Origin of the sequence: Dolomitihabitans soli (genome assembly GCF_022213955.1) — a bacterium.
Lineage (GTDB): Bacteria > Actinomycetota > Actinomycetes > Streptosporangiales > Streptosporangiaceae > Streptosporangium_A > Streptosporangium_A soli.
On the sequence record NZ_JAKNTW010000005.1, the window covers coordinates 572,561 to 581,857 of the forward strand.

Sequence of the window (9,297 nt, forward strand, 5' to 3'; positions counted from 1 at the left end):
CGGCAACCTCTCGGGAGATTGGTTCACATCGGCGGATTTTAGGTGGATTTGCGGCCCATGGTGTACTAAAAAGATCTGGAGGTCTCTGACCTGCTGGAACTGTGGGCCTCTCCGACCGGGGTCGCGGCGCGGAAGACGATGCCGTGACCTGAGAGACGCAGTGGGCCGGACGAGGCGGTGGCGAACACCGAGGCGCCCGGCACGAGGTCGTGCCCGGAAACCCGCACCGCGCCCCCGACCGACAGCAGCACCTGCGGCCCCGAACCCGGCAGCACCAGCTCACCGTCCAGCCGGATGCGCGACAGCTCGAACTCCCGCGCAGGCGTCCGGTAGACCTCCACGACGTCGGGCACCGCCTCGGTCCCGGAGCCCGGCACGATCACCGGCTCAGCGACCCCGGACCCGGCGGCCGGGCCCGAGGGCCGGACGATCGCCGGGTCGGTCGCCGAGGGGGACAGGATCCGGAGGAGCTCGGGCACGTCCACGTGCTTGCCCGTCAGCCCGCCGCGCAGCACGTTGTCCGACGAGCCCATGATCTCCACGCCCACCCCGCGCAGGTAGCTGTGCGGCTGCCCGGCCGGCACGTAGAGCGCCTCGCCCGGCGCCAGCCGTACCCGGTGCATGAGGAGCGCGATCACGACACCCGGATCGCCGGGGTGGTGGGCGGCCAGATCGGCCGCCCATTCCAGCCCCGCCGTACGCGCGCACGCCGCCGCGACCGCGTCCACCATCGGCCCGCACGCGGCCGCCGGCAGCGTCAGCAACGCGGACACCGTCTCGTGGATCGCCCCGCCGCGCAGCGTCTCGACGAACGGGCCGAGCGCGTCCACGCCGAGGGACGCGAGACGTGAGGCACCCTCAGCGGGCTCTCTGAAGCCGCACAGCGCCTCGAACGGCTCCAGGGCACACAGGAGCTCAGGTTTGGCGTACGGGTCGCGATAGTTGCGATCAGGGGCGTCCAGGGCGATTCCCTCCCGCTCCTCTCTGGCGAAGCCCGCCGCCGCCTGTTCCGGCGACGGGTGCACCTGCAGGGAGAGCGGCTGCTCCGCCGCCAGCACCTTCAGCAGGTACGGCAGGCGCGGACCGAAGGTGGTGACCACGGCCGGCCCGAGCGTCGCCGCCGGGTCGGCGGCGATCACCTCTCCCAGCGGGACCGGCCCGGCGTCGGTCTCCAGCAGCGACGGCGCCGCCGGGTGGGAGCCCATCCACAGCTCCGCCTCCGGGCCCGCCGCGGGTTCCCTGCCCTGCAGGGCGGCGATGGCGGCCCGCGAGCCCCAGGCGTACGGGCGGACGGGGTTGGCCATGGGAAGCACGGAAGTCATCGGATCTCCGGAAGGATCGTTGGTGCCGACACGCCGGCCGAAGCCTCGGCGACGGGCTGGACGGGCTGGACCGGCTGGGGCTGGACGGGCTGGACGGGGACGGGCTGGACGGATGGCGGGGGCGGGGTGGACGGGGACAGGGCTGACAGGGCGGCGCGGGCGGCGCCTACGAGGCCCGCGTCGCCACCCAGCGCGGCGGGCGTCACCCGCAGGCGGCGGACGAAGCCGAGGTGCGATTGTGCGGCCACCTGCCGGCGCAGCGGCCCAAGCAGGATCTCACCCGACCGCGACACCCCTCCACCCACCACCACCTGGTCGAGGTCGCAGATCGCGGCGACCGACACGATGCCCGCCGCCAGCGCCGCCGCGCCCCGCTCGAACGCCGCGACCGCCACCGGCGCTCCGGCCCGCGCGTCCGCCGCCAGCTCCCGCGCTCCGATGGGCCGGACGCTGGGGCCCGGCTCGCCGGGACGCCAGCCGTTGGCGAGGGCCCAGCGGGTCATGGCGGGCCCGCTGGCGATGGCCTCGACACAGCCTCTGGCGCCGCAGGGGCACTCCGGGCCGAGAGGGTCGGCGACGATGTGACCGAAGTGACCGGCGTTCCCGGTGGGACCGGGATAGGAACGGGAGTCGAGGACGAGACCGCCGCCGATGCCGGTGGACACCACGATCCCCAGCAACGCCGTGCTCGCCGTACCCGCCCCGCGCCAGTGCTCCCCGACGGCGGCGGCGACCGCGTCGCCGATGAGGACCACGGGCACGCCGGGTACGGCGGCGCGGACGTGGTCGAGCAGCGGGAAGTCGCGCCACGCGGGGATGTTGACCGGGCTGACCGTGCCCCGGACCGGATCGATCGGACCCGCTGAGCCGACCCCTACGGCAGCGGGCGCGACCCCCTCCGCCACATGGGCGATCAGTTCGAGCAGCGCGCCCACGACGACCGGGCCGTCCGTTGAATCAGGGGTGGGCACCTCGCCCCGGCGCAGCAGCTCTCCTGAGGCGTCGACCAGCGCCACGGCCAGTTTCGTCCCGCCGATGTCCACGGCGAGCACCCGGGTTGCCGGTGTGCTGTACGGGGTGGAGGTAAGGGTCGTCGGGGTGGGAGAAGTGGTGGGGGTTGTTTGGGCCGAATTGGTAGGGGTTGTCGGGGTGGGAGAAGGGGTGGTCGTTGGGTGGCGGTTGTAGGGGGTCGCCGGTGTGCCGGATGGGGTGGCCGTCGCCCGGGTGGGACCGGAGGGATGCGCCGGCGGCTGTGGTGGGGCGGCCGGCGCGGGGCCGGTGATGTCCGCGGGGGTCCGCGGCAGGCCGGAGAGGGGAGGCGGCAGGGTCATGGGCGTCGGGTTCCTTGGCTGAGCAGGGTGGCGGGGTCGGGGGCGTAGGCGGCGTGGAAGACGAGGGAGGCGGCGCCGATGGCGGCGGCGTCGGCGGCGATCGGGGAGAGGGCGACCTCGGCGGGACGCAGGCGGCGGGTGAAGGCGCGGGAGGCGACGGCCTCGGCGATCGTCGACCGGTAGATCTCGGCGGCGGGTCCGAGGGCCGGTCCGCCGAGCACGATCAGGTCGAGGTCCAGCACGTTGACGATGGTGACCACCGCGCCGGCCAGGTGCGCGGCGACCTCGCCGATCACCTGCGCCGCGACCGGGTCGCCGGCGGCCGCCGCGGCGCAGATCCGGGCGTGACCGACCCGGGAGGGATCGCGCCGGAAGGCGGCGGCGAGTGTGCCGCCCGCGCCGCCGGCGAGCCGTTCGTGCACGGCGGCGACGATCGCATCGGGGCAGCACACGGCCTCGACGCAGCCGAGATTCCCGCAGCGGCAGGGAGGTCCGCCGGGCACGGCCGTGATGTGGCCGAACTCGCCGGCGTTCAGCGACCGGCCCCGGTAGATCCGGCCGTCGAGGAGCAGCCCGCCTCCCACGCCGGTGCCCAGGTAGAGATAGGCGAGACTGGCGGCCGTCCGGCCGAGACCCGCCCACCGCTCACCGATGACGGCGGCGGTGGCGTCGTTGTCGACGGTCACCGGGAGCCGGGTGGCGGCGCGCAGCAGGTCGCCGATGGGCACCTTCCCCCAGCCGGGCAGCCGGGGCGGGTGGACCATCGTCCCGGAGGGCTGGTCGATCGGTCCCGGGCAGGCCAGCCCGATGCCCAGGACCCGTTCCGCCGGCACCCCGGCCTCGGCGAGCAGACGCCGTACCGCGGTGCCCATCCTGGCCGTCAGGCGCTCGGGAGAGTGGTCGCCCCGCACCGGGCTGCGTGAGGTGCGGACCGGCCGCCCCGCCAGGTCGGCCAGCACGTAGTGCAGACCGCCCGGGTCGAAGTGGATGCCGACCGCGTATCCCGCCTCGGGGGCGACCCGCAGGATGGTGCGCGGTTTGCCTCCGCTGGAGGGCTCGGAGCCGTCCTCGCGGACCAGCCCCTCCTCCAGCAGCCGCCGCACGATCACGGACACCGTCTGCGCGGTCAGTCCCGTCATGGCGGCGATCTCGACCCGGCTGATGCCGCCCGAGATCTGCACGGCGCCGAGCACGACACTCCGGTTGTAGCTGCCGAGTCCCGGCAGGTTCGCCCCCTGCTGCATGCCGGCCATCCTGCCGAACTATGGTCACTATGTAAATCAGAAAGACTTACTAAGTCACCGCGAGATGACCGACCGCCCATCGAGGCGTGATATTAATACCGGTATAGTTATCGCCATGATGAGGAGACGACAGTGATCGAGCTCAAGACCCCCGGTGAGATCGACGCCATGCGCGAGGCGGGCCGGGTCGTCGCCGCCGTGCACGCCGAGATGCGGTCACGCGCCGCCGTCGGAGTCTCCCTCCTCGATTTGGACGAACTGGCCAGGAAGGTCATCGCCGGAGCCGGGGCCAAGCCGTCGTTCCTGGGCTACCACCCGTCGTTCGGGGGCTCGCCGTACCCGGGGGTCATCTGCACGTCGGTGAACGGCGTCATACTGCACGGGCTGCCCACCTCCTACCGGCTGCGCGACGGCGACCTGCTCACCGTCGACTGCGCCGCCCACGTCGAGGGCTGGCACGCCGACGCGGCCGTCAGCTTCGTCGTCGGACGGGTGCGGCAGGAGGACCAGGAGCTGATCAGGGTCGCCGGAGCGGCGCTCGCGGCGGGGATCGAGGCGGCCGTGCCGGGCGCCCGGATGGGGGACATCGGCCATGTGATGTCGCGGATCGTACGCGGCGCGGGGTACGGCATGCAGAACGACTTCGCCGGGCACGGCATCGGGCGGGCGATGCACGAGGCGCCGTTCGTGCCCAACGTGGGACGTCCGGGGCGCGGGCTGCGGCTGGTGCCCGGCCTGGTGATCGCGATCGAGCCGAGCCTGATGGCCGGCGGCGGCGACGACTATCAGATGGGGTCCGACGGCTGGTCGTTGCTGACGGGCGACGGCAGCCGCGGCGCGCACGTCGAGCACACCGTCGCCATCACCGAGGACGGCCCGGTCGTGCTGACCCTGCCCTGAAAGCCGGCACGCCCGGTCGTTCCGGCCGGGCCTCCCATGGGCTCAGGGGAGGATCACGGTGATGCCGGGCGTGGACCCGACGGTGGCGAGCGCGTGACCGGCCTGGGCGAGGTCGGCGGTCCGGGTGATCAGGAGGTCGGGGCGGAGCAGGCCGGCGGCGATCATCTCCAGCATGGCCGGGTAGGCGTGCGCGGCCATCCCGTGGCTGCCGAGGACGGACAACTCGTGGCCGATCACGCGATCCATCGGCAGGGCGGTACGGCCGGGGAGCAGGCCCACCTGAACATGCCGGCCGCGGCGGCGCAGGCTCATGATCGAGTTACCGCAGGTCGCGGCCGAGCCCAGGGCGTCCACCGACAGGTGCGCGCCCCCGCCGGTCGCCTCCCGGACGCGGGCGACCGGATCATCCCCGGCGGACGCGTCCACCGCCACGGCGGCGCCGAGGGTGCGGGCGAGTTCGAGGGCTCCGGGGGCGACGTCCACGGCGACGACCCGGGCTCCGGCGGCGGCCGCGATCATGACAGCCGACAGTCCCACACCGCCGCAGCCGTGCACCGCCACCCATTCGCCCGCCGCGACCGCCCCCACCTGGACCACCGCGCGGAACGCGGTGGCGAAGCGGCAGCCGAGGCTCGCGGCGGTGACGGAGCTCATCGGCTCGGGCACCGCGACCAGGTTCACGTCGGCGTGCTCGATCGCGACGTACTGCGCGAACGACCCCGGGTGGGTGAATCCCGGCTGGGTCTGCCGTTCGCAGATCTGCTGGTCGCCGGTGGCGCACGCCGTACAGGATCCGCAGGCGCACACGAAGGGGACGGTCACCCGTGCGCCCGGACGCCAGTGCGCGACGTCGCCCCCGACCGCCTCGACGACGCCCGCCAGCTCGTGGCCGGGGACGTGGGGGAAATCGTGGATGTCCGGGTCGTGACCCTGCCAGCCGTGCCAGTCGCTCCGGCACACGCCGGTAGCCTCCACCCTGATCACGGCGCCGGCGGCCGAGGGGGTGGGATCGGGGAAGTCGCCCAGCGTCAGTTCGCCGCCGAACTCGTGGTACATCACCGCGCGCATCCGATCACGTTACCGGTGAAAGTTTCAGGGGTTGTGGCTGGTCGTCCCGGTGAACCTCGGCGGCGGGCTTGCGGTGGGGCGGGGAGGTTCTATGGTCGGCCTTGGTGGGAGCGCTCCCAAGAGGTACGGCCGGCACGGGACACGCCGGCCGTACCGCTGGGGGCCCGAACAGTGAGGGGCGAACGTGCGCATCACCCGGCTCCGAATCGGTCTCGTCGCGCTGCTGGCAGTCGCCGGACTGGGGGTGCCCTCGCCCGCGACGGCGGCGGCCCTGCCGTACCAGGATCCGAGCCTGCCCGTCGCCGACCGGGTGAGCGACCTGCTCGCCCGGATGACCCTGGACGAGAAGATCGGCCAGATGACCCAGGCCGAACGCGCCTCCGTGAGCAACGCCGACATCACGACCTACCGGCTCGGGTCCCTGCTGTCGGGCGGCGGCTCCGCGCCCTCGCCCAACACCGCCACCTCCTGGGCGAACATGTACGACACCTTCCAGAACGCGGCCCTCGCCACCCCGCTCGGCATCCCGCTGATCTACGGCGCCGACGCCGTGCACGGGCACAACAACGTGGCCGGAGCGACGATCTTCCCGCACAACATCGGGCTCGGCGCGAGCCGTGACCCGGCGCTCGCCGAGCGGATCGGCGAGGCGGTCGCCGAGGAGGTCGCGGGCACCGGCGTCGACTGGAACTTCGCCCCCTGCGTGTGCGTGGCGCGCAACGACCGATGGGGCCGCACCTACGAGTCGTTCGGCGAGAAGCCGGAGATCGCCTCCTCGATGACCTCGATCATCACCGGCCTGCAGGACGGCCCGGCCCCGATCCTGGCCACCGCGAAGCACTACGTCGGCGACGGCGGCACCACCAACGGCACCGACCAGGGCAACACCCAGCTCACCGAGGCCGAACTGCGCGCCATCCACCTCCCACCCTTCACCGAGGCCGTACGGCGCGGCGTCGGCTCGGTGATGGTCTCCTTCAGCAGCTGGAACGGCAGCAAACTGCACGGCCACCAGCACCTGCTCAGCACCGTGCTCAAGGGCGAGCTGGGCTTCTCCGGGATCGTCGTCTCCGACTGGAACGGCGTCGACCAGATCGACGGCGCGGCCGGGCTGTCCGCCTCCGACGTGCGCACGGCGATCAACGCGGGCGTCGACATGGTGATGGTCCCCGAGGACTGGCGGCGCTTCATCGACCTGCTGCGCGCCGAGGCGCAGGCCGGGCGGGTGAGTACGGCGCGCATCGACGACGCGACCCGGCGGATCCTGACCCAGAAGTTCGAGTTCGGCCTCTTCGAGAAGCCGCTGACCGACCGGGCCTACACCGCCACCGTCGGCAGCGCCGACCACCGCGCGCTGGCCCGCGAGGCGGTCGCCAAGTCGCAGGTCGTGTTGAAGAACAGCGGGAAGGTCCTGCCGCTGGCCCGCGACAACAACAAGATCTTCGTGGCCGGCAAGAGCGCCGACGACATCGGCAACCAGAGCGGCGGCTGGACGATCTCCTGGCAGGGCTCCTCCGGCGCCATCACGACCGGCACCACGATCCTGCGGGGCATCCGCGACACGGCGGGCCCCTCCACCACGGTCACTTACAGCCAGAACGGCTCAGGCATCGACTCCTCCTACAAGGCGGCCGTCGCCGTCGTGGGCGAGACGCCGTACGCCGAGGGCCAGGGCGACCGTCCCGGATCCCTCGGCCTGGACCAGGCCGACCTGAACACCATCGCCACCTTGCGGGCCTCAGGGGTGCCCGTGATCGTGGTGCTGGTCTCCGGCCGGCCGCTGGACATCGCCGCCCAGCTCCCGAACTGGAACGGCCTGGTCGCGGCCTGGCTGCCGGGCACCGAGGGGCGCGGCGTGGCCGACGTCCTCTTCGGCGCCGTCGCGCCGACCGGGAAGCTCCCCGTGACCTGGATGAACAGCGCGAGCCAGCAGCCCATCAACGACGGCGACGGCAAGACCCCCCTCTTCCCGTACGGCTTCGGCCTCACCTATGAGCCGCCCGCAGGCGACGACATCGTCCCGCCGACCACGCCGGGCACGCCCACCGCGTCCGGGGTCACCGCCTCGTCGGTCACCCTGTCGTGGGCCGCGTCCACCGACGCCGTGGGCGTCACCGGCTACCGGGTGGTGCGGGTCGAGGGCGGCACGGAGACCCCGGTGGCCACCGTCTCCTCCCCGTCCACGACGATCACCGGGCTGACCGCGAGCACGCCGTACACCTTCGCGGTCTACGCCCTCGACACGGCGGGCAACCGTTCGGCCCGCTCGGTTCCGGTGACCGTGACCACCTCGGCGGGCGGCGGCGGCGCGAGCTGCAAGGTGACCTACACGGCCAACGACTGGGGCGGCGCCTTCGGCGGCACGGTCGTCGTCGCCAACACCGGCACCACCCCGATCAACGCCTGGACCCTCCGCTTCACCTTCCCCGGCACCCAGCGCATCACCCAGGGCTGGTCGGCCACCTGGACCCAGTCCGGCGCCGACGTCACCGCCACCGCCCCGGCCTGGAACAACTCCCTCGCCCCCGGCGCCTCCACCAGCATCGGCTTCAACGCCACCTACACCGGCGCCAACCCCCGCCCGACGACCTTCACCCTCAACACGTCCCCCTGCACCTCGTCCTGAACACCGGCACCGCCCGGTAGGCGCAGCGCCGGCGAGAGCATGCGAGGGATTACCCTGGTCGTTCGCTTTGAAGCGCTCGGCAGGGCAAATCCGGGGCAGGACCTTGACGCCCTCGAAGAAGCTGGATGCGTGCTGGCGGCGGAACGAATACGGTGCGCTCTCGAGAACAGCCGAGTGATGGCCGCTGGAGGGACCGTATGCAAAAAGAAATACAGGAAGGTGACGTTCTCGCTATCTCGGTGACCGACGAGAAGATTGCTCTGGCTCAGGTCGTCTCTGAACTCCTGGCCGCCGCCTGGCCGTGATCATTCCGGCCCAGCCTCTCCCGTAGGCCCTTCTCTCCCTGCTCTGCTTCTTCCCCGCTACACCCGTCTTCCCTCCTCTTCCCAATGCTTCCCATCGTCCTGTCCAGTCGGCGGGCCGTGCTGCTGACCTGCGGTCCGCCAAGTAGGTCCGACGGCCGGTCCTGACCTACTTGGCGGATTCGGCGCCCCTGCGCGGTCACGGGCTCAGGCCGGACGGTGCCGCAACCGTCCATCACCCCAGGTCAGCCATATCCGCCTGATCGTCGCGGTTATTCCGGCAGTCCCACATAGGGACCGAAGCAAGTGCTGAAGTCGGGATAGCAGGAGAAGTATTCGAGGCCCTCGTAGGGGTTTCCGGTGGTCATCCAGACATTGACCTTGGTGGCCCCGCCGGCGACGTCCGCGTTGACGGCAAGGGTCGCGGGCCCGGATTCGTCGCACCAGGTGCTGGAACTCTGCCAGTCCAGCCGCCGCCCGGTGCTGGCTAACCGGGTATCCGCG

7 protein-coding genes are annotated in these 9,297 nt (G+C 72.4%); 2 read left to right on the plus strand and 5 right to left on the minus strand.

The genetic code is table 11. The features are described 5' to 3' along the window. Nucleotides 1–65: 65 nt before the first annotated feature. From manA to MBA17_RS13425, 3 genes are read right to left on the minus strand one after another with little or no spacing between them, the layout of a single operon-like run. Complete coding sequence (gene manA, locus MBA17_RS13415; RefSeq protein ID WP_274385294.1) at nucleotides 66–1,322, minus strand: mannose-6-phosphate isomerase, class I; 1,257 nt, start codon at nucleotides 1,320–1,322, stop codon at nucleotides 66–68. Beyond that, on the minus strand, nucleotides 1,319–2,653 hold the full coding sequence (locus tag MBA17_RS13420; protein ID WP_238496736.1) for an ROK family protein: 1,335 nt from the start codon (nucleotides 2,651–2,653) through the stop codon (nucleotides 1,319–1,321). The genes manA and MBA17_RS13420 overlap by 4 nt, the downstream gene beginning before the upstream one ends. Then, nucleotides 2,650–3,897 (minus strand): ROK family transcriptional regulator, encoded by a 1,248-nt coding sequence (locus tag MBA17_RS13425; RefSeq protein WP_238496737.1) that lies wholly within the window; start codon nucleotides 3,895–3,897, stop codon nucleotides 2,650–2,652. The genes MBA17_RS13420 and MBA17_RS13425 overlap by 4 nt, the downstream gene beginning before the upstream one ends. A gap of 132 nt (nucleotides 3,898–4,029) precedes the next feature. On the opposite strand from MBA17_RS13425, the gene map reads away from it, so the two are divergent. Then, nucleotides 4,030–4,797 (plus strand): type I methionyl aminopeptidase, encoded by a 768-nt coding sequence (map, locus tag MBA17_RS13430; RefSeq protein WP_238496738.1) that lies wholly within the window; start codon nucleotides 4,030–4,032, stop codon nucleotides 4,795–4,797. Between the two features lie 42 nt (nucleotides 4,798–4,839). On the opposite strand, the gene MBA17_RS13435 is transcribed toward map, so the two are convergent. Continuing rightward, nucleotides 4,840–5,865 (minus strand): zinc-binding dehydrogenase, encoded by a 1,026-nt coding sequence (locus MBA17_RS13435; protein ID WP_238496739.1) that lies wholly within the window; start codon nucleotides 5,863–5,865, stop codon nucleotides 4,840–4,842. A gap of 184 nt (nucleotides 5,866–6,049) precedes the next feature. On the opposite strand from MBA17_RS13435, the gene MBA17_RS13440 reads away from it, so the two are divergent. Beyond that, on the plus strand, nucleotides 6,050–8,491 hold the full coding sequence (locus tag MBA17_RS13440) for a glycoside hydrolase family 3 N-terminal domain-containing protein (RefSeq protein WP_238496740.1): 2,442 nt from the start codon (nucleotides 6,050–6,052) through the stop codon (nucleotides 8,489–8,491). Nucleotides 8,492–9,065: 574 nt separating this feature from the next. Here the strand turns inward: MBA17_RS13440 and MBA17_RS13445 are convergent. Beyond that, on the minus strand, nucleotides 9,066–9,297 hold a 232-nt coding region (locus tag MBA17_RS13445), incomplete at its 5' end, for a hypothetical protein (RefSeq protein ID WP_238496741.1).